Here is a 17,774-nt window from a genome sequence, read left to right as displayed (position 1 = left end):
CGCGCCGCCCCCGGGGGAGGTGCCGGGCCGCGGCGTCTTCTTCTCAGGCGGGCACGGGCGCCGGCGCCTCAGGCCCCACGTACCGCGCCACCGGCCGGATGATCTTCGTGTCCTCCGCCTGCTCCAGGATGTTGGCGCTCCAGCCCACCACGCGCGCGGCGGCGAACGTCGGCGTGAACATCTCGCGGGGCAGGCCGCAGAGCTCCATGACCACGCCCGCGTAGTACTCGACGTTGGTGTGGAGTTCGCGGCCGGGCTTCAGCTCCGCCAGTATCGCCTCGACGTGACGCTCGACCTCGACGGCGAAGTCCACCCGGGGGCCGCCGAACTTCTGGGCGACCTCGCGCAGCATCCGGGACCGGGGGTCCTCCGTGCGGTAGATCGCATGCCCGAAGCCCATGATGCGCTCCCCGGCGAGGACGCGTTGACGGACCCAGGAGTCGATACGGTCCGGGGTGCCGATCGCGTCCAGGGTGTCCAGCGCCCGGCTGGGCGCACCACCGTGCAACGGCCCCGACAGTGCCGCCACCGCACCGGCGAGGCACGCCGCCACGTCCGCACCCGTGGAGGCGATGACCCGGGCCGTGAACGTTGACGCATTGAACCCGTGATCAATGGTTGAGATCAGGTACTGCTCGATCGCCCGAGCGTGCTCATCGGACGGCACCGACCCCGTCAACATGTACAGGTAGTTCGCCGCGTACGACAGATCCTCGCGCGGCTCCACCGGGTCGAGCCCTTTCCCCAGCCGGTGCAGGGCGGTGAGCAGGGTGGGCACGGCGGCGGCAGCCTCGAGCGTGTCCTGCCTGCGCCGCCCCGCGTCGATGTCGTACACGGGGCGGAAGCCCTTGGCCGCGCCCAGCAGCGACAGTGCCGTGCGCATCCCGGCGAGCGGGCCGGAGCGTCCGCCGGCGGCCGCGATGGCCGGCAGGGCCGCCCGGACCTCTTCGGGCAGCCGACGCAGCGCTGCCGTCTCGGCGGCGAAGGCCGCGCTGCGCCCGGCGTCCGGCAGGTCACCGTGCACGAGCAGGTGCCAGACGTCCTCGAACCCGCGGGTCCGCGCGAGGTCGACGGCCGAGTACTGCCGGTAGTGGTAGAAGCCCTCCAGACCGCGGACGTCACCGATGCGGGTGTCGGTGACGACGACCCCGGCGAGCCCCCGTGGTGCTTCGAGAAGAGTGGCTGCGGACCTGTTGACGGACATGTCTTCCTCCCTGGACTTGATTCGACTGTCCATGCTTGACTTGAGTTGTGTCAATATTGATTCGATCAATACATGAGTCAATGGTCGGCTAGGCGGATACGGTGACCCCCATGCGCGATCAAGAGCCCGCCCCCCTCGACGCCGAACGGCGGCTGAGCACCAAAGAGGCCGCCGAGCTGCTCGGTGTGAAACCGGAGACCGTGTACGCGTACGTGAGCCGCGGCCAGCTCAGCAGCCGTCGCGTGTCCGGCGGCCGGGGCAGCACCTTCGACGCCAGGGAGGTCGAGGCGCTCGCCCGGCGCAACCGGCGGGAGAGCGCGAGTGGTTCCGGCTCCGGCGGCGAGCTCTCCGTACGGACCCGCCTCACCCTCATCGAGAGCGACCGCTACTACTACCGCGGCGTCGACGCGGTCGAACTGGCCACCCGGCACAGCTACGAGGAGGTCGCCGAGTGGTTGTGGACCGGCCGGCTGCGCCCGGGCAGCACGTTCACCGCGCCCGCGACCTCCGTCGCCGTCGCCCGCCGCGCCGTCGAGGCACTGCCCGAACACGCGGCGCCCACCGACCTGCTGCGGGTCGCGACGACCGCCGCCGCGACCGCCGACCCGCTGCGCTTCGACCTGTCCGAGGACTCCGTCCTCGGCACCGCGCGCACCCTCATCCCCACCCTCGTCGCCGCCCTGCCACCGGTGGGCCGCGACACCGCCGACACCGGCCCGCTGGCCCACCGCCTGTGGTCCCGGCTGTCCCGCCGGGAGCCCGGAGAGGCGTCCCTGCGCGCCCTGGACACCGCCCTCGCCCTCCTGGTCGATCACGACCTGGCGGCCTCCACGCTCGCGGTGCGGGTCGCCGCGTCGGCCCGTGCGCACGCCTACGCGGCGGTCTCCGCCGGGCTCGGCGTCATCGAGGGGCCGCTGCACGGCGCGGCCAGCGGACTCGCCCACCGGCTGCTCCAGGACGTCCTCGACCAGGGCGACCCGGCCCCCGTGATCGCGGGGGAGCTGCGCGCCGGACGCCGCATCCCGGGACTCGGCCACCGGCTCTACCCCGGCGAGGACCCACGCGCGCGTGCCCTCTTCGCCGCCCTTGAGGACATCCCCAAGGCCGAGCCCGCCCTCCTCGCGGCCCGCGACATCGTCGAGACCACCGCCCGGCACGCCCCGCTGCACGCCAATGTCGACCTGGCGCTCGCCGTGCTCACGACGTCCTGCGGCATGCCCGCGACAGCAGGCGAGACGATCTTCGCCGTGGCCCGTACGGCGGGCTGGATCGCCCACGCCTTGGAGGAGTACGGCGAACGCCCGATGCGCATGCGCCCGAGCGGTTTGTACGCGGGCGCCAAGCCGCCTCAGCCACTACCGGAGTAGGACAGGGCGGGCCCGGGAGGAGCCGCGAGCCAACTCAGGTTAGGCTCACCTCTGTGAGTACGTGCTCAAGCGTCTCGCGGGACCTCGACGAGCCCGTCGCGGGAACCGCGGCCACCGCGAGGACCTGGCTGTTGCTGGAACAGCCCGGCCCGTGGGGTGCCAAGGCGCTCACCTCGAGCCACCTGGACCCCGCGCTGGGACGTGCCCTGGAGGCGGCCGCGAAGGACACGGGCGTACGGATCGTCCTCATCCGCCGCCCCGGGCGCCACGCCGACCGCCGCATGCCCGCCACGCGCCGGGTGTACGTGGCCCACACCGTGCCGGGGAACGTGTGGCTGCGCAGCGCCACGACCTCGGATCCGGGGCAGTTGCTCGATCTCGACTTCGCCGCACTCGGCCGGGGTGACCACCGCTCCTTCGACGCGCTGCTCGGCGGACGCCCGCACGACGGTGACCCCCTCGCGCTCGTCTGCACCAACGGCAAGCGCGACCGCTGCTGCGCCCTCCTCGGCAGGCCCCTCGCGGCCGAACTCGCCACGTCCGGGGTCGAGGGCGTCTGGGAGGTCACCCATCTGGGTGGTCACCGCTTCTCCCCGACGGTGCTCGTCCTGCCGTACGGCTACGCGTACGGCAGGGCCGAGGCGCACACCCTCAAGGAGGTGCTGCACGGCGCGCGGGAGGGACGGATCGTCCTGGAGGGCTGCCGGGGCAACTCGGCGTGGGAACGGCCCGGCCAGGCCGCCGAGCTCGCCGTGCGCAGCAGGATCGGTGACTACGCGGCGGAGGCGCTGAGCGTCGTCCGCACGGCCGGTGCGGCGCCGTGCTGGGAGGTCACCGTCGCCCACGCGGACGGGCGCCGCTGGCACGTCGACGTGGCCCAGGCCGCGGGCCTGCCGCCCCGCCCGGAGAGCTGCGGAGCGGCGGTTCTCGGTTCACCCGCGCGGATGGACGTGGTGGCGGTGCGCGAGGCCAGGGTGACGACGGCCTTGGCGAGCTGACGGCAACCGTCACGGGCGCTGTCGTCGCCGTCCACCCCTGACGCCGACTTCACGGACGTCGCCTTCCCGGTCGTCGACTTCCCGCGTCGTCGCCTCCCGGACGTCGACTTCACGGACGTCGATGCAGCCTCTCCACGCATTGATCAAGAGATCCACGCCACACCCGTTACGGCAGCCAGGCAGCCGCACGTACCTTCTTGGGTATGAGCCCCACTCCCCCCGCACGCCGCCTGCGCCTCGGCCTGCCGCGGCGGGTGTTCTCGCAGGTGCTGCTGATGCAGGTGGCGATCGCCGCGGGAGTCGCGGTCCTCGCGACCGGGTTGTTCCTCGCGCCTCTCAGTGACCAGCTGGACGACCAGGCGATGCGCCGCGCGCTCGCGATCGCGCAGACGACCGCGCAGCAGCCGGACCTCGTGAAGGACCTGAGGGACACGCCGCCCTCCCCGGACGGTCCGGTGCAGAAGGAGGCGGAGCGGATCCGCAAGGCCACCAAGGCCGAGTACATCGTGGTGATGGACTGGCGGGGCGTGCGCTGGTCGCACACCGACCCGAAGCAGATCGGCGGCATCGTCTCGACCGACCCCGGCCAGGCCCTGGCCGGCCACGAGGTCATGGAGATCGACAGCGGCACCCTCGGCCGCTCCGCCCGGGGCAAGGTGCCGCTGCGCGACAGCGACGGCACCATCGTCGGCGCCGTCTCGGTCGGCATCGCCTACGACAGCGTCCGGGCCCGGCTGATCCACGCGATCCCGGGGCTGCTCGCGTACGCCGGAGGTGCCCTGGCCGTCGGCGCGCTGGCGGCGTGGCTCATCTCCCGGCGCGTCCACCGGCAGACCAGGGACCTTGCCTTCTCGGACATCGCGGCGCTGCTGTCGGAGCGCGAGGCGATGCTGCACGGCATCCGGGAGGGCGTCGTCGCCCTGGACCGCACCGGCCGCATCCGTCTCGTCAACGACGAGGCACAGCGCCTGCTGGGCCTCGGGGACGCGGTGGTGGGCCTCACGCCCGACGAAGCGCTCGGCGCGGGCCGTACGGCCGACGTGCTGGCCGGACGCGTCGTCGGCACGGACCTGCTCACCGTCCGCGGCCAGCGCGTGCTGGTCGCCAACCGCATGCCCACGGACGACGGCGGCGCGGTCGCCACCCTGCGCGACCGCACCGAACTGGAGCAACTGGGGCGCGAACTGGACTCCACCCGCGGTCTGATCGACGCCCTGCGCGCCCAGGACCACGAACACGCCAACCGGATGCACACGCTGCTGGGGCTGCTCGAACTGGAGATGTACGACGACGCCGTGGAGTTCGTCGGTGAGGTGGTCGGTGATCACCGGGCCACCGCGGAACAGGTGACCGAGCGGATCGAGGACCCGCTGCTCGCCGCCCTGCTGGTGGGCAAGGCGACCGTCGCGGCCGAGCGGGGCGTCGCCCTGTGGGTGTCGGACCGGACCCGCCTGCCCGATCGGCTGATCGACCCCCAAGGGCTCGTCACCGTCGTCGGCAACCTGGTGGACAACGCCCTGGACGCCGTCGCGGGCAAGCCGCACGCGCGCGTGGAGGTCGAACTGCGCGCCGAGGGACGTACGGTGATCCTCCGCGTCCGCGACACAGGGCCGGGGATCCCGCCGGAGCACCGTGAGCTGGTCTTCAACGAGGGATGGTCCACGAAGAAGCCTCCGGCACACCGGGAGCGGGGCATCGGGCTCTCCCTGGTGCGCAGGCTCGCCGAGCGGCAGGGGGGCAGCGCGACCGTCGGTGAGGCGCACGGCGGGGGCGCGGAGTTCATCGTCGTCCTGCCGGAGGCGCTGGCCGAGCCGGTCCCCGAACCGGTCCTGAGCGCGCCGTCGGTACCGCAGGCCGCCAAGGAGGAGTCGTGATGATCGAGGTCCTGGTCGTGGACGACGACACGAGGGTCGCGCGGGTCAACGCCGCCTACGTCGAGAAGGTGCCCGGCTTCCATGTCGCGGGCGAGGCCCACAGCGCCGCGGACGCGCTGCGCCAGCTGGAGGCGCTGCCCCGGCTGGACCTGGTGCTCATGGACCACTACCTGCCCGACGAGACGGGGCTCGCGGTCGTCCAGGAGATGCGGCGGCGCGGCCACCAGACCGACGTGATCATGGTGACGGCGGCGCGGGACGTGTCCACGGTGCAGGCCGCCATGCGGCACGGCGCGCTGCAGTACCTCGTCAAGCCGTTCGCCTTCGCCGGGCTGCGCGCCAAGCTGGAGGCCTACGCCGAGCTGCGCCGCACGCTAGACGGCGGCGGGGAGGCCGAGCAGGCCGAGGTGGACCGCATCTTCGGGGCGCTGTCGACACCGTCGGAGCCCGATCTGCCCAAGGGGCACTCCCCCACCACGGCGGAGCTGGTCCGTCAGTCCCTGATGAGCGCCGACGGCCCCCTGTCCGCCCAGGAGATCGCCGAGCGCACCGGGGTGAGCCGCCAGACGGCCCAGCGGTACCTGAAGCTCCTGGAGCGCACGGGGCGGGCCAGGCTGACCCTCAAGTACGGCGACGCGGGCCGCCCGGAACACCGTTACGTGTGGGCGACCCGCTCCTAGGCGGTCGGCGCGGAGCCGTCCTGGCCCTCAGCCGACGGCCTTCTTCGCGAACTCGGTCGTGTAGGTCTGGTCGAGGTCGATCTTGGCGTTCTTGATGTTGGGGTTGAACGCCTTGAGCACCTTCTCGACCGTCTGGGGGCCGCCTGCGGGCATCACGCCGTCCTTGGTGAACATCGGCAGGGTGCTCTTGATCGCCTGCGCGTAGAGCGCCTTGTCGCCCTGCGAGTAGTCGGCCGGCATCTTGGCGGCGATCTGGGACGCGCTGTGCGTGGACATCCACGTGAGTGTCTTGACGAATGCATTGACCAGCTTCTGGACCGTGCTCTTGTGGCTGTTCACCCAGTCCGTCTGCATGTACAGACTCGACGACGGATACGGACCGCCGAGCGCCTCCTGGGAGCCTTGCGGCGTCCGCATGTCGAGGAGGATCCTGCCCGCCTTCTTGTCGAGGACCTGGGCCACGGTCGGGTCGGTCGTCATGCCGCCGTCGATCGAGCCCTTCTGCAGCGCGGAGATGAAGGTCGGTCCGGCCCCCACCGCTACGGGCGTGAAGTCGCTGATCTTCACGCCGTTCTTGACGGCGAGGTACTTGGTGAGGAAGTCGGTCGAGGACCCCAGCCCGGTGATGCCCAGCTTCTTGCCCTTGAAGTCCTTGGGCGAGGTGATGTCGCCCGCCGCCTTCTCGGAGACCAGCTCGACCTCACCGGGAGCGCGTGAGAACTGCACCACCGACTCGATGTGCTTGCCCTTGGTCTGGAGATCGAGCGTGTGGTCGTAGAAGCCGACGGCTCCCTGGACCTGCCCGGAGACGAGCGCGGTCTCGGCCTGGACGCCGGCGGGCTCGGTCAGCAACTGCACGTCGAGCCCCTCGGCGTCGAAGTAGCCGAGCCGCTGGGTGAGCATCGCGGGCAGGTAGATGACCTTGTCCAGGCCACCGACCATGATCTTCACCTTCTCGCCCTTGCCGTCGCCGGTGCTGCCGGAGCCGGTCGAGGCCGTACCGGCGGCGTCGTTGGCACAGGCGGTGAGCGAGGAGAGGGCGAGCAGGCCGGCGGCGGCCAGGGTGGCGTAGCGGGCGGTCTTGCGCATGGCGGTTCACGTCCTTGTGAAGGGGAGGAACGGAGAAGGCGTACGGGGAGCTTCAGTGCTCGGAGTCCGCGGGCTTCCAGCGGAAGATGCGGCGCTCAGCGAAGGTGAGCAGCCCTTCGGCGAGGAGCGCGACCACGGCGAGGATGACCATCGCCGCGTACACCCCGGCCGCGTTGAAGGTGCCCTGGGACTGCGCGACGAGCAGGCCGATGCCCTTGGTGGCACCGATGTACTCGCCGACGATGGCGCCGATGAGGGCGAAGCCGAAGCTGACGTGGAGGCTGGTGAAGATCCACGAGGTGGCGGACGGGATGACCACCTGAAGGGTCACCCTGCGGTCGCTCGCACCCAGGATCCGGGCGTTGGAGACGAGGTTGCGGTCCACCTCGCGTGCGCCCTGGAAGGCGTTGAAGAACACCGGGAAGAAGACCAGGACGACGGCCGACGCGACCTTGGAGGCCGGGCCGAGCCCGAACCAGATCACGAAGATCGGCGCGAGGACGATCCTGGGTATCGAGTTGAGCACCTTGATGTATGGACCAAGAACATCGGCGAGCAAGGTGATCCGTCCCAGCGCGATACCGAGGACGACACCGGTGGCCACACCGAGGACCCAGCCGAGCAGCGCCTCGTAGAGCGTGTACCAGATCTGCTCACCCAGGGAGCCGAGCGCGGTCCCGTGCGTCACCCAGGTGTAGATCTGGTCCCAGATCTGGGAGGGCATGGAGAAGTTGAACGGATCGATGACCTTGGCCCGGGACAGGCCCTCCCACAGCCCGAGGACACCGACCAGCAGCAGTACCCGGACGACGTTGATAAGGACTTTCCGCCGGCGCGCGGCGCGGGCCCGCGAGTGGGCGCGGTCCGGTGCCTTGGCCATCTGGACGACCGGTGTGCTGATCACTTCAGGCGACATGGGCGGCACCCCTCTCGCGGGTGATGCGCACCTCTTCGCCGAGTGACTCCCAGATCTCGCGGTAGATCTCGATGAAACGCGGCTCCAGGCGCACCGCCTCGACCTTCCGCGGCCGTGGCAGGTCGATGGTGAAGGTCTTCTTCACGGTGGCCGGTCCGGCGGTCATCACGACGACCTTGTCGGCCAGCGCGATGGATTCCTCCAGGTCGTGGGTGACGAAGACGACCGAGGCGCGCGTGCCCTCCCACAGTTCGAGCAGTTCGTCCGACATCAGTGCCCTGGTCTGCACGTCGAGCGCCGAGAACGGCTCGTCCATGAGCAGGATCTCGGGGTCGTTGACGAAGGTCGCGGCGAGGGCGACGCGCTTGCGCTGACCGCCGGAGAGCTGGTGTGGGTAGCGGTCCTCGAAGGCCCCGAGCCCGACCCGGGCCAGCCACTCGCTCGCCCTCCGCTTCGCCTCCGCCTTGGGCACGCCCCTGAAGCGCGGGCCCGCCATCACGTTGGACAGGACCGTGCGCCAGGGGAAGGTCGCGTCCTGCTGGAAGACGAAGCCGACCTTGTCACCGACGCCGCGCACCGGCTCCCCGGCGACCAGCACCTCGCCCTCGGTGGGTTCCTCCAGGCCGCTGACCAGGGTCAGCGTGGTCGACTTGCCGCAGCCCGTGGGGCCGACGACCGCGACGAACTCTCCACGGCCGACCGTGAGATCCAGGTTCCGGACCGCCGTGTGCAGGCCTCCCGACGGGGTCCTGAACGTCTTGCTCGCGCCCCGCAGTTCGATGGCGGGGCTGGTGTCTGCGTTCATGGCCGGGGACGGTAGATCCGGTTCCGGCGGCGGCGTCAGTCTTGTGAGCGCATACCGTTCTTTTGCTCTCAAGGGCCTGTTGTGCTCGTTTTCCTCGGGTTACAACAACGGAGCCGAAACACGGGCGTGACGCCCGCGTGGCCTTGACGGAAAGAGGCCCGATGATTGACGTCCTGGTCGTGGACGACGACTTCCGTGTCGCCGAGATCAACGCCAAGTACGTGGGGAAGGTACCCGGCTTCCGGGTGGCCGCCCGCGCGCACAGCGCTGCTCAGGCACTGGCACGGGTGCAGCGGGGAGGCATCGACCTGATGCTGCTCGACCACTATCTGCCGGACCAGACGGGTCTCGAAGTCGTCCACCGCATGCGGGACCAGGGCCATGGCACCGACGTCATCATGATCACCGCGGCCGGGGACGTGGCGACCATCCAGGCCGCCATGCGCCTCGGCGCCCTGCACTACCTGGTCAAACCCTTCACCTTCGCCGCGCTGCACACCCGCCTCGACTCCTACGCCGCCCTGCGCCGCACCGTCGAGCGGGTCGGCAGTGGCCGCGGTATCGCCGCCCAGGAACAGGTCGACCGGATCTTCAGCGCGCTGCGTACCGCCCCGGTCCCGACGTCCCCGGGTCTGCCGAGCGGTCACTCGGAGCCCACCACGGAACTGATCTGCCGTGTCCTGCACCGCGCGGACCACCCGCTCTCCGCCCACGAGGTCGCCGCCGAGACCGGCCTGAGCCGCTCCACGGCCCAGCGCTACCTGCGCCGCCTGGAACAGTCCGGCCGGCTGCGCCTCTCCCTGAGGTACGGCGACACGGGCCGGCCGGAGCACCGCTACGCGTGGGTGGCGCCGTAGCCGCCGCCCGGCGGCAGGAGCCGGGCCGTCACGCCGCTCCCGCCCCGGTCAGCGACCGCACCTCGGTCTCGGCGTGCCGGGCCTCGTCCGGGACCTCCGTCGAGGTGACCGTGCCCAGCCAGCCCGCGAGGAAGCCGAGGGGGATCGAGACCAGACCCGGGTTCTGCAGCGGGAAGTACTGGAGGTCGACGCCCGGGAACAGCGAGTCGGGACTGCCGGAGACCACCGGGGAGAGCACCACGAGCACCACGGCGGGAACAAGACCGCCGTAGACGGCCCACACGGCGCCGCGTGTGGTGAAACCGCGCCAGAACAGCGAGTACAGCAGCACGGGAAGGTTCGCCGACGCGGCGACCGCGAAGGCGAGGCCCACCAGGAAGGCGACGTTGAGGTCCCGGGCCAGCAGGCTGAGAGCGATCGCGACCACGCCGACGCCGACGGCCGCGACCCGGGCCACGGCCACCTCGCTGCGCGGCTTGCCGCCCCGGCGCCGCAGGGACGCGTAGAGGTCGTGGGCCACGGACGCCGAGGACGCGAGCGTGATGCCGGCGACCACGGCGAGGATCGTGGCGAAGGCGACTGCGGCGACGATCGCGAAGAGAACCGTTCCACCCGTGGACCCGGCGCCACCGCCCAGGTCGAGCGCCAGCAACGGAACCGCCGTGTTCCCGGCCGCGTTCGACCCACGCACCGCGTCCGGCCCCACGATGGCGGCCGCGCCGAACCCCAGCACGATCGTCATCAGGTAGAAGCCGCCGATGAGTCCCACGGCCCAGACGACCGAGCGGCGTGCGGCGCGCGCCGTGGGCACGGTGTAGAAGCGGGACAGGATGTGCGGCAGCCCCGCCGTGCCCAGCACCAACGCCAGCCCCAGACTGATGAAGTCGAAGCGGGCGGTCCAGTCCCCTCCGTACTTCAGTCCCGGCGCCAGGAACGCCTCTCCGTGCCCGCTGCGCTCCGCAGCCGTGAGCAGCAGCCGGTCCAGATCGCCGTGGAAGCGCACCAGGACGAGCGTCGTCAGCGCGATGGTGCCGCCGAGCAGCAGGACGGCCTTGACGATCTGGATCCAGGTGGTCGCCCGCATCCCTCCCAACGACACATAGATCACCATGAGTGCCCCGACACCGATGACCGTCCACGCCCGCGCCGCCTCGCTCGTACCCCCGAGCAGCAGCGCCACCAGGCTTCCGGCTCCGACCATCTGCGCAACCAGATACAGAACGGACACGGTCACCGAGGAGGTTCCCGCCGCGATCCGTACCGGCCGCTCCCGCATCCGCGCCGCCACGACGTCGGCGAGGGTGAACCGGCCACAGTTGCGGACCAGTTCCGCGACGAAGAACAGCACCACCAGCCACGCCACGAGGAATCCGACGACATAGAGCAGCCCGTCGTAGCCGAACAACGCGATGAGCCCGGTGACTCCCAGGAAGGAGGCGGCCGACATGTAGTCGCCCGCGATGGCAAAACCATTCTCCATGGGTGAGAAAAGCCGCCCGCCGGCGTAGAACTCCTCCGCCGAGCCGCGCCGGTGACGGCTGACCCACGTCGTGATCGCCAGCGTGACCGCGACGAACGCGCTGAACAGCAAGAGCGCCAGCGTCTGGTGTTCACCTGTCACGAGGCACCGCCGTTCCTGCCACGCGTCAGTTCCTGTGTGTCCCAGCGCAGTTCCAGCGCCGCCCGGTCCCGGCGCAGCCGCGCGTGCCGCGCGTAGGCCCAGGTGAGCAGGAAGGTGGTCAGGAACTGCCCGAGCCCGGCCAGCATCGCCACGTTCACCGCTCCCGCCACGGGCCGGGCCATCAGCTCCGGTGCGGTCGTGGCAGCCACCACGTAGCCCACGTACCAGGCGAAGAAGGCCGCGAAGGCCGGCACCACGAACCTGCGGTACCGTCGCCTGACCTCCTGGAAGGCCTCGCTGCCCTGCACCTCCAGGTACACGTCGGCCGCCGCGGCCCCGGCCTTCCCCTCCACGCGCGCCGACGGCACGACCGCCGGAGCGGGCGCCCCGGCACCGGCCGACTCGCCCCAGCCGGAGGCGAGAGCGTCGTACCAGGGATCGTCGTACCTCAGCTGGCCGGCCTCCTGGGCCGGGCCCGGGACTTGACGGTCGAAATCCTCGACCGAACTCTCCTGACCAGCCCCGACTCCGCGAGGACGGCCCTTGCTTGGCTGCATGCCCAAGGATGGACAGAACGGGAAGATCCCCGACTCTTCTTCCCCTCCCTCTTCACCCCATCAGGTGACTCAACCCGATGGTGGCCGCACCAGTCCTTTTCCGTAGGCGTAACGCACCGCCTGCGCACGGTCCTTGAGCCCCGTCTTGGTGAACATGTTGTTGATGTGCGTCTTCACAGTCGCCGTGGAGACATGAAGCTTGCGCGCGATCTCCTGGTTGCTGAGACCGTCGGCGATGAGGATCAGCACCTCCGTCTCCCGCGCGGTGAGCCCGTCCGGCGCCTCCGGGGGCGCGGCCGGTCTGAGATCGGCCTCCGTCACGCGCTCCAGGAGCCGTCTCTGGATACTCGGCGAGAGTCCCGCGTCCCCGGACAGCACGCTGTGCACGGCCCGCACGATCTCGTCTCCGTCCGCGTCCTTGGTGAGATAGCCGCGCGCCCCCGCTGCCAGCGCCGGGAACAGCGAGTCGTCGTCCGCGAACGTCGTGAGCACCACGACCTGCGTCCCGGGATGCTCCGCACGGATCCTGCGGGTCGCCTCCACTCCGTCGCAGCGAGGCATGCGCAGGTCCATCAGCACCACGTCCGGAGCGACTTCGGCGACCAGCCGCACCGCCTCTTCCCCGTCTCCCGCGGCCCCGACGACCTCGATCCCTGGCAGCAGGCCGAGCAGCATCACGATGCCCTCCCGCACCACGGTCTGGTCGTCCGCGACCACCACCCGAGCGGTTTTCCGCTCGGTCTCCTCCGTCATGCCGGCACCTTCAACGTCACCACGAACCCCTCCTCGCCCGGCCCCGCCTCGAGCGAGCCGCCCAGCAGCTCGGCACGCTCCCGCATGCCGAGCAGACCGTACCCGGCGCCCGTCCCGGTCAGCTCGCCAGGCGAGCCGCCCGAGTCCCGTACATCCAGGGTCACTTCGTGCGGGCGGTAGTCGAGCCGAAGGCGCACCTTGGCGCCCGGGGCATGCTTGCGGGCATTCGTCAGGGCCTCCTGGGCCGCTCTGCGCACGGTCTGCGAGGCCTCGGCCGGCAGTGTCCTGCGTTCACCCGTGATGGTGATCTCCGCGCCGTCGGACGTACCCACCAACTGGCTCAGGAAGTCCTCCAGCGGGGTCAGCTCACCGCGCAGGGCGGAGAGCGCCTGGCGGGTCTCGGCGAGCCCGCCACGTGCCATCTCCCGCGCCGCCACCACTCGTTCGAGCACCTGCTCCCGGTCTCCGCCGCGCTCGATCAGCAGCCGGGCCGCCTCCAGGTGCACGAGCTGCGCCGAGAGGCTGTGGGCGAGCACGTCGTGGATCTCCCGCGCTATGCGGGCACGCTCCGCGAGCGCCGCCGTCTCCGCCTCGGCCGCGCGCGCGACCCGCTCCTGGGCGAGCAGCCGCTGGGCGCTGCCCCGCGCCTCGGCGTCGAGGCGCAGTGTGTAGCCGGCCAGTGCGAGACCGACGCCGGTGACCACGGTCGTCAGGGGGTCACTGTCGTTGACGAGTCCGTAAGAGCCGAGTGCCAGCCCCGCGGCGGTGAGGGCGACGGCGGGTGGCAGCCGCTCCAGTGCCGACACGGCACAGCCGCACCACATGACGAGGGCCGCCACCTTGAACCCCGACATCTGCGCCGCGACGGCGATGCCCTGGACCAGTGCGAGCGACGCGAGCGACGGCCACAGTCGGTGCTGGAGCGTGGTGCGGAAGAACGCCCAGGCGAGCGCTGCCGCCAGGAGCACTCCTCCGGCCCCGGCCACCGCCTTCCAGCCGCCCGCCGGGGTGTCGGCGAAGGCGCCCCACAGGAGCACTCCGAGGACCAGGGCCCGCACCGTCCAGGCCAGCAGACACCGGGAGCGTGAGAGGCCCTCACGGCCCAGCGCCTCCCGGGAGGGCCAGCGTGTCCAGACGTTGTCCTTCACACATGCTCCTTCCCCGCGGGCCGGATCGTGCTGTCACCGTACGCCCCGCTCGTAGTCCCGGCAGGGGTCAGGGACTGAGCCCGCCAGGCGAGGATTCCGGACCGGACGAGCAGGGTGCCGGCGAGCCCCAACAGCAGGGCGGAGCTGTCCTGGTGGACGCCCACCGCCGTGCCGAGGCCGAAGAGGCCGACGCGCAGTCCGATGCCGACGGCCCAGACGGCTGCGCTCGCCTTGGTGCTCCGGCACCAGACGGAGCCGTCCGGGTCCGACCAGACGCGGGTGGTCCAGGCCCAGCCGGCGCCGGTGGCCAGGCCGACGAGAAGTTCGACGCCCAGGAGCAGCGCCGAGGCCGTGGGGTGCTGGGCGTCGAGTATTCCGGGCTCGCGCAGCGCGACGACGGTCAGGAGAGCGGGCAGGAGCCACCAGCGGCGCTCCGCGTCTATCCGGCTGGCGCGGAACTGCCGCGCAATCAACAGGACGGCCACCGCCACGATCACCAATGCGTCAACGAGCCCGGACATCACAGCCTCCGCCAGCGAGGAAGGGAGTGTCGGCAGCGGTTGCCGCCGACGTCTTCGACGCTACGGAAAATGCCAGGTCACGGGATCGGAGTCCGGGTGGATCACGGGTGGACACCCGACCCGGCGTATCTCCACCCAGGGGTGGAGCGACGGCCTGGGCACGGGCGAAGCCGTACGCATGTTCCGGCGCTGACTGCGATGGCGGTGTCCTCGGTCGTGATGTCATCAGCGTCCATGCCCATTGGCCTCAACGTCATCGGCCGCGATGTCATCGGCGACGGTGACAACGCCTCACGCGAAATCGCCGTGCCGCCCCTGAACGAGAGCGACACGGCGATGATCACGAGCTGTTCACGCCGTGGGCCGGCGTCACCCGACCGCGGCAGGCCGCGACGAGGACACCGACGCCCCGGCTCGTCCAGCCTGCCCGGCGCAGCCGTTACGCGTCGATGCGCGACCGGTCCAGCGTCGCCGCGGAGTTGGAGATGAACTCCTTGCGCGGAGCCACGTCGTTGCCCATCAGCAGGTCGAAGACCTGCTCGGCCGCTTCCAGGTCGGAGAGGTTGATCCGGCGCAGGGTGCGGTGGCGCGGGTCCATGGTCGTCTCGGCCAGTTGGTCGGCGTCCATCTCACCGAGGCCCTTGTAGCGCTGGATCGAGTCCTTGTAGCGGATGCCCTTGCTCTGGAACTCCATGAGCTTGTCGCGCAGTTCCCGGTCGGAGTACGTGTAGACGTACTTGTCCTGGCCCTTCTTGGGCTGGACGATCTCGATCCGGTGCAGGGGCGGCACCGCGGCGAAGACTCGGCCGGCCTCGACCATGGGCCGCATGTAGCGGTGGAACAGGGTCAGCAGCAGGGTGCGGATGTGCGAGCCGTCGACGTCGGCGTCGGTCATCATGATGATCTTGCCGTAGCGGGCCGTGTCGATGTCGAAGGTCCGGCCCGAGCCGGCTCCTATGACCTGGATGATCGCGCCGCACTCGGCGTTCTTCAGCATGTCCGTCACGGACGACTTCTGAACGTTGAGGATCTTGCCCCGGATCGGGAGCAGCGCCTGGAACTCGGAGTTCCGGGCGAGCTTCGCCGTACCGAGCGCGGAGTCGCCCTCGACGATGAACAGCTCGCTGCGGTCGACGTCGTCACTGCGGCAGTCGGCGAGCTTGGCCGGCAGCGAGGAGGACTCCAGGGCCGTCTTGCGGCGCTGTGCGTCCTTGTGCTGCCGGGCGGCGATGCGCGTACGGGCCGCGGCGACGGCCTTCTCCAGCACGACGCGGGCCTGCTGGGCGGCGTCCCGCTTCGTGGAGGTCAGGAACGCCTTCAGTTCCTTGCTGATGACGTTGCTCACGATGCGGCGGGCCGCCGAGGTCCCGAGGACCTCCTTGGTCTGGCCTTCGAACTGGGGCTCGGCCAGGCGTACGGTGACGACCGCGGTCAGGCCCTCCAGGGCGTCGTCCTTGACGATGTCGTCCTCGGCGACGCGCAGGAGCTTCTTGGCCCGCAGCACCTCGTTCATCGTGGTGGTCACGGCCTGCTCGAAGCCGGCGACGTGGGTGCCGCCCTTGGGGGTGGCGATGATGTTCACGAACGACCTCAGGGTCGTGTCGTACCCCGTGCCCCACCGCAGCGCCACGTCGACGTCGAGTTCACGCATCACCTGGGTGGGCGTCATCTGGCCGTGCTCGTCCAGGACCGGGACGGTCTCCCTGAAGGTGCCCTGACCGGAGAAGCGGAGGACGTCGCAGACCGGCTTGTCGGAGGCCAGGTACTCGCAGAACTCGCTGATCCCGCCGTCGAAGCGGAAGGACTCCTCGCCCTTGCTGCCGCCTTCGCCGAGCCCGTACTCGTCGCGCACGACGATGGTCAGGCCGGGCACCAGGAACGCGGTCTGGCGGGCGCGCTGGTGCAACGTCTCCAGGGAGAGCTTGGCGTCCTTGAGGAAGATCTGGCGGTCGGCCCAGTAGCGCACGCGCGTGCCGGTGCGGGTCTTGGGAATCTTCTTGGCCTTGCGCAGGCCGCTCTTGGCCTCGAACTTGGCGTCCGGACCGGTCGCGGTGAAGGCGCCGGGGACACCGCGACGGAAGCTGATCGCGTGGGTGTGGCCACCGCGGTCCACCTCGACGTCCAGTCGGGCGGACAGGGCGTTCACCACGGAGGCACCGACGCCGTGCAGACCGCCGGAGGCGGCGTACGAGCCGCCGCCGAACTTGCCGCCGGCGTGCAGCTTGGTCATGACGACCTCGACGCCGGAGAGGCCGGTCTTGGGCTCGACGTCGACCGGGATGCCCCGGCCGTTGTCCCGGACCTCGACCGAGCCGTCGTCGTGGAGGATGACTTCGATGTGGTCGCAGTAACCGCCGAGGGCCTCGTCGACGGAGTTGTCGATGATCTCCCAGAGGCAGTGCGACAGACCACGGCTGTCGGTCGACCCGATGTACATGCCCGGGCGCTTGCGTACGGCCTCGAGCCCCTCGAGGACGAGCAGGTGCCGCGCGGTGTAGTTGGAACCGTCCCGGTCTGCTCCTGCCAGCAGAGCTGTGGACGGCACGGACGTCTCGGCGGTCACGCGGTTCGCTCCTCGCTGAATTTCAGATGGGGCCCTCTTGGGTAAGGGCGCGACTTCAGTCACCGGTGAGAGGGTACCGAGGCCTGGTAGAGCCGCTGTAACGCCACCCTCGTCGGAAACTCACACTAGTCCAGACTCGCATGCATGTTCGATCCCTCGTTGGAGTGAAGTACACATCACGTTCCCTTCCAGGCATGAACCATTTAGGCTCCGGGCACGTCCTCATGAACAACCGGCAACCCAGCCGGGAGGACCGACCACCGATACAACGCGAAGCCCCGTAAGACACATAGACACGCAATACGGCACATTCGCCGCCAACCGGCAGCAGACAGCCGCCTCGCAAAGATTTTTTCGAGGAGAAGCCACGAGCGGGAACGTTTTGGGGCTGGTTGGATGTTGACCCTGGTACGACAGCTCGTCGAGCTAGAGAAGAGGCGACGTGACTACTGTTCTGACCCCTGCGAGCCAGTTGACGGCCGCTGATCGCTGCGACCGCTGCGGCGCCCAGGCGTACCTGCGCGTCGTCCTGCTCAGCGGCGGAGAGCTGCTCTTCTGTGCCCACCACGGGCGCAAGTTCGAGCCGGAACTCAAGAAGATCGCCGCTGAGATACAGGACGAGACGGAGCGGCTCACGGCCGTTCCCGCGACCGCCTCCGAAGAAGAGCGCTGACACCTCGCGTCCGACGACGAGCCAGCCGGCACAGGCCGGTGAACGGGCGGCTGTGCTGCCCAAGGCCACCTGGGGGCAGCCGCCACTGGTCGAGCTGTACAAGATGGCCCTCGGCGAGAACCAGAACTACGGCGTGGGCAGCGCGGGC

16 protein-coding genes and 1 pseudogene are annotated in these 17,774 nt (G+C 70.4%); 7 read left to right on the top strand and 10 right to left on the bottom strand.

The features are described from left to right. Positions 1 to 43: 43 nt before the first annotated feature. Entirely contained in the window at positions 44 to 1,204 is a 1,161-nt protein-coding gene (locus tag ABZ948_RS38630; protein ID WP_359767768.1) for a citrate synthase/methylcitrate synthase, read from the bottom strand. Between the two features lie 110 nt (positions 1,205 to 1,314). On the opposite strand from ABZ948_RS38630, the gene ABZ948_RS38625 reads away from it, so the two are divergent. The 4 genes from ABZ948_RS38625 (at position 1,315) to ABZ948_RS38610 (ending at position 6,123) form a co-directional block, all read left to right on the top strand. Further along, the gene (locus ABZ948_RS38625) at positions 1,315 to 2,571 is read left to right on the top strand and encodes a citrate synthase (RefSeq protein WP_359767766.1); all 1,257 of its coding nucleotides are present in this window, start codon (positions 1,315 to 1,317) and stop codon (positions 2,569 to 2,571) included. Positions 2,572 to 2,624: 53 nt separating this feature from the next. Then, entirely contained in the window at positions 2,625 to 3,569 is a 945-nt protein-coding gene (locus ABZ948_RS38620) for a ferredoxin family protein (RefSeq protein ID WP_359767764.1), read from the top strand. A gap of 203 nt (positions 3,570 to 3,772) precedes the next feature. After that, positions 3,773 to 5,443, top strand: coding sequence for a sensor histidine kinase (locus tag ABZ948_RS38615; RefSeq protein WP_359767762.1), 1,671 nt, complete (start codon positions 3,773 to 3,775; stop codon positions 5,441 to 5,443). Further along, positions 5,443 to 6,123 carry a response regulator gene (locus ABZ948_RS38610; RefSeq protein ID WP_359767770.1) on the top strand — a complete coding sequence of 227 codons (681 nt, stop codon included), beginning with the start codon at positions 5,443 to 5,445 and terminating at the stop codon, positions 6,121 to 6,123. Before ABZ948_RS38615 ends, ABZ948_RS38610 begins: the two co-directional genes overlap by 1 nt. Before the next feature lie 27 nt (positions 6,124 to 6,150). Here the strand turns inward: ABZ948_RS38610 and ABZ948_RS38605 are convergent, their stop codons facing one another. Genes ABZ948_RS38605 through ABZ948_RS38595 form a run of 3 tightly spaced genes read right to left on the bottom strand, consistent with a single transcriptional unit; the run spans position 6,151 to position 8,933 of the window. Then, positions 6,151 to 7,212 (bottom strand): ABC transporter substrate-binding protein, encoded by a 1,062-nt coding sequence (locus tag ABZ948_RS38605; RefSeq protein ID WP_359767760.1) that lies wholly within the window; start codon positions 7,210 to 7,212, stop codon positions 6,151 to 6,153. Positions 7,213 to 7,264: 52 nt separating this feature from the next. Further along, positions 7,265 to 8,128 (bottom strand): ABC transporter permease, encoded by an 864-nt coding sequence (locus ABZ948_RS38600; protein WP_359767758.1) that lies wholly within the window; start codon positions 8,126 to 8,128, stop codon positions 7,265 to 7,267. Continuing rightward, complete coding sequence (locus ABZ948_RS38595) at positions 8,118 to 8,933, bottom strand: ABC transporter ATP-binding protein (RefSeq protein WP_359767756.1); 816 nt, start codon at positions 8,931 to 8,933, stop codon at positions 8,118 to 8,120. Before ABZ948_RS38595 ends, ABZ948_RS38600 begins: the two co-directional genes overlap by 11 nt. Positions 8,934 to 9,094: 161 nt before the next feature. Here ABZ948_RS38595 and ABZ948_RS38590 point away from each other — a divergent pair, with 161 nt between their 5' ends. After that, positions 9,095 to 9,790 (top strand): response regulator, encoded by a 696-nt coding sequence (locus ABZ948_RS38590; RefSeq protein WP_359767754.1) that lies wholly within the window; start codon positions 9,095 to 9,097, stop codon positions 9,788 to 9,790. Between the two features lie 28 nt (positions 9,791 to 9,818). On the opposite strand, the gene ABZ948_RS38585 is transcribed toward ABZ948_RS38590, so the two are convergent. The 6 genes from ABZ948_RS38585 to ABZ948_RS38560 all read right to left on the bottom strand — a co-directional run bounded on the left by ABZ948_RS38585 (position 9,819) and on the right by ABZ948_RS38560 (position 16,953). Continuing rightward, positions 9,819 to 11,411 carry a monocarboxylic acid transporter gene (locus tag ABZ948_RS38585; protein WP_359767752.1) on the bottom strand — a complete coding sequence of 531 codons (1,593 nt, stop codon included), beginning with the start codon at positions 11,409 to 11,411 and terminating at the stop codon, positions 9,819 to 9,821. After that, positions 11,408 to 11,968, bottom strand: a complete 561-nt coding sequence (locus tag ABZ948_RS38580; RefSeq protein WP_359767750.1) for a DUF485 domain-containing protein — start codon at positions 11,966 to 11,968, stop codon at positions 11,408 to 11,410. The genes ABZ948_RS38585 and ABZ948_RS38580 overlap by 4 nt, the downstream gene beginning before the upstream one ends. Positions 11,969 to 12,037: 69 nt before the next feature. Beyond that, the gene (locus ABZ948_RS38575) at positions 12,038 to 12,721 is read right to left on the bottom strand and encodes a response regulator transcription factor (RefSeq protein WP_359767749.1); all 684 of its coding nucleotides are present in this window, start codon (positions 12,719 to 12,721) and stop codon (positions 12,038 to 12,040) included. Beyond that, positions 12,718 to 13,869, bottom strand: a complete 1,152-nt coding sequence (locus ABZ948_RS38570) for a sensor histidine kinase (RefSeq protein ID WP_359767747.1) — start codon at positions 13,867 to 13,869, stop codon at positions 12,718 to 12,720. Before ABZ948_RS38570 ends, ABZ948_RS38575 begins: the two co-directional genes overlap by 4 nt. Then, positions 13,866 to 14,390: a DUF1453 domain-containing protein gene (locus tag ABZ948_RS38565; protein ID WP_359767745.1), complete on the bottom strand. Its 525-nt coding sequence runs from the start codon at positions 14,388 to 14,390 to the stop codon at positions 13,866 to 13,868. The genes ABZ948_RS38570 and ABZ948_RS38565 overlap by 4 nt, the downstream gene beginning before the upstream one ends. A 439-nt stretch (positions 14,391 to 14,829) precedes the next feature. Continuing rightward, positions 14,830 to 16,953 (bottom strand): DNA gyrase/topoisomerase IV subunit B, encoded by a 2,124-nt coding sequence (locus ABZ948_RS38560; RefSeq protein WP_359767743.1) that lies wholly within the window; start codon positions 16,951 to 16,953, stop codon positions 14,830 to 14,832. 442 nt (positions 16,954 to 17,395) lie between these two features. On the opposite strand from ABZ948_RS38560, the gene ABZ948_RS38555 reads away from it, so the two are divergent. Both ABZ948_RS38555 and ABZ948_RS38550 read left to right on the top strand, forming a co-directional pair. Next, positions 17,396 to 17,626 (top strand): DUF7455 domain-containing protein, encoded by a 231-nt coding sequence (locus ABZ948_RS38555; protein WP_031116896.1) that lies wholly within the window; start codon positions 17,396 to 17,398, stop codon positions 17,624 to 17,626. Positions 17,627 to 17,678: 52 nt separating this feature from the next. Continuing rightward, positions 17,679 to 17,774, top strand: a pseudogene (locus tag ABZ948_RS38550) (sugar ABC transporter permease); the annotation flags it as partial.

Origin of the sequence: Streptomyces olindensis (assembly GCF_040645895.1) — a bacterium.
In the GTDB taxonomy this organism is placed as follows: Bacteria; Actinomycetota; Actinomycetes; order Streptomycetales; family Streptomycetaceae; genus Streptomyces; species Streptomyces olindensis.
This window is presented reverse-complemented; position numbering and strand designations above follow the sequence as displayed.

Bases quoted from the DNA above. Each gene is read 5' to 3' on its own strand.
- ABZ948_RS38630 (WP_359767768.1), bottom strand. From the start codon at position 1,204: ATGTCCGTCAACAGGTCCGCAGCCACTCTTCTCGAAGCACCACGGGGG.
- ABZ948_RS38625 (WP_359767766.1), top strand. From the start codon at position 1,315: ATGCGCGATCAAGAGCCCGCCCCCCTCGACGCCGAACGGCGGCTGAGC.
- ABZ948_RS38615 (WP_359767762.1), top strand. From the start codon at position 3,773: ATGAGCCCCACTCCCCCCGCACGCCGCCTGCGCCTCGGCCTGCCGCGG.
- ABZ948_RS38610 (WP_359767770.1), top strand. From the start codon at position 5,443: ATGATCGAGGTCCTGGTCGTGGACGACGACACGAGGGTCGCGCGGGTC.
- ABZ948_RS38605 (WP_359767760.1), bottom strand. From the start codon at position 7,212: ATGCGCAAGACCGCCCGCTACGCCACCCTGGCCGCCGCCGGCCTGCTC.
- ABZ948_RS38600 (WP_359767758.1), bottom strand. From the start codon at position 8,128: ATGTCGCCTGAAGTGATCAGCACACCGGTCGTCCAGATGGCCAAGGCA.
- ABZ948_RS38595 (WP_359767756.1), bottom strand. From the start codon at position 8,933: ATGAACGCAGACACCAGCCCCGCCATCGAACTGCGGGGCGCGAGCAAG.
- ABZ948_RS38590 (WP_359767754.1), top strand. From the start codon at position 9,095: ATGATTGACGTCCTGGTCGTGGACGACGACTTCCGTGTCGCCGAGATC.
- ABZ948_RS38580 (WP_359767750.1), bottom strand. From the start codon at position 11,968: ATGCAGCCAAGCAAGGGCCGTCCTCGCGGAGTCGGGGCTGGTCAGGAG.
- ABZ948_RS38575 (WP_359767749.1), bottom strand. From the start codon at position 12,721: ATGACGGAGGAGACCGAGCGGAAAACCGCTCGGGTGGTGGTCGCGGAC.
- ABZ948_RS38565 (WP_359767745.1), bottom strand. From the start codon at position 14,390: ATGTCCGGGCTCGTTGACGCATTGGTGATCGTGGCGGTGGCCGTCCTG.